We start from the raw sequence: 1,255 nt of genomic DNA, 5'->3' as shown, positions 1-1,255 counted from the left end.
GGCAAGGGCGGCGGCGGGCGGCCGGACATGGCCCAGGCCGGCGGGCCCGAGGCCGACAAGGCGGCCGACGCGCTGGCGGCGGTGAAGGCGGCGCTGGCGGGGTGAGCGGACGCGTCCGCGCCCGCGACCTCGGCCTGGCCCCGGGCATCTTCCGCCCCGGGGCGCTGAACGCAATCACCGACGTCGCCGGCGTGCGCGTCGGCCACGTCACGCTGAACGATGGCGAGGCGACGCGCAGCGGCGTGACCGCCATCCTGCCCCATGGCGGCAATCCCTTCGCGGACCGCGTCCCGGCGGGTCTGTCCGTCATCAACGGCTTCGGCAAGCTCGCCGGCGCGACGCAGGTCGCGGAGCTGGGCGAGATCGAGACGCCCATCGTGCTGACCAACACGCTCGCCGTCGGACGCGCGGTGGAGGCGCTGGTCGACTGGACGCTGGCGCGCAACCCGGAGGCGGTCAGCGTCAACGCCCTGGTGGGCGAGACCAATGACGGGCGGCTGAACGACATCCGCGCGCGCGGCGTGACCGGCGCGCATGTGCTGGAAGCGCTGGACGGCGCGGCGGAAGGCCCGGTCGCGGAAGGCTGCGTCGGCGCCGGCACGGGCACCGTCGCCTTCGGCTTCAAGGGCGGCATCGGCACCTCCTCGCGCGTCCTGCCGCCGGCGCTCGGCGGTTGGACGCTCGGCGCGCTGGTGCAGGCGAATTACGGCGGCGTGCTCACGATGGATGGCGTGCCGGTCGGACGAGAGCTCGGTCGCTGGTACCTCAAGGAACACACCGACCGCGGGGATGCGGACGGGTCGGTGATGGTCGTGCTCGCCACCGACGCGCCGCTGTCCGACCGCAACCTCTCGCGGCTTGGGGCGCGCGCCATGGCGGGGCTCGCGCGCACCGGGGCGGCCTTCAGCGACGGCTCGGGCGATTACGCCATTGCCTTCGGCACGCATCCCGGCGTGCGGCGCACGGCCGAACGCCGCGCCCACCAGGCGATCGTCGCCGACTGGCCGAATGACCGCATGTCGCCGCTGTTCGTCGCGGCGGCGGAGGCGGTGGAGGAGGCGGTGCTGAACGCGCTGACCATGGCCACGACGACCATCGGGCGCGATGGCCGCACGGGGCGGCGCGTGAAGGTGGAGGCGATCGACCTCGATGCGCTGCGCGCCGTGCTGGCGCGGCACGGGCCGGGCGGGTGATGCGGGCGGCGCTGGCGGCGCTGCTCCTGCTGCTCGCCGCCGCACCGGCGGCCGCCGAGGCC

Annotated in this window: 2 protein-coding genes; both read left to right on the top strand. The window is 75.5% G+C overall.

All coding sequences use genetic code 11. The features are described 5' to 3' along the window. Positions 1-27: 27 nt before the first annotated feature. Positions 28-105 (top strand): hypothetical protein, encoded by a 78-nt coding sequence (locus HW577_RS27160; protein ID WP_408639559.1) that lies wholly within the window; start codon positions 28-30, stop codon positions 103-105. Next, a complete protein-coding gene (locus tag HW577_RS25225) occupies positions 102-1,193 on the top strand; it encodes a DmpA family aminopeptidase (protein WP_198378829.1) in 1,092 nt (363 codons plus the stop codon). Before HW577_RS27160 ends, HW577_RS25225 begins: the two co-directional genes overlap by 4 nt. Positions 1,194-1,255 lie beyond the last annotated feature (62 nt).

It is taken from the genome of Neoroseomonas rubea (assembly GCF_016106015.1).
GTDB lineage: Bacteria > Pseudomonadota > Alphaproteobacteria > Acetobacterales > Acetobacteraceae > Neoroseomonas > Neoroseomonas rubea.
This window is presented reverse-complemented; position numbering and strand designations above follow the sequence as displayed.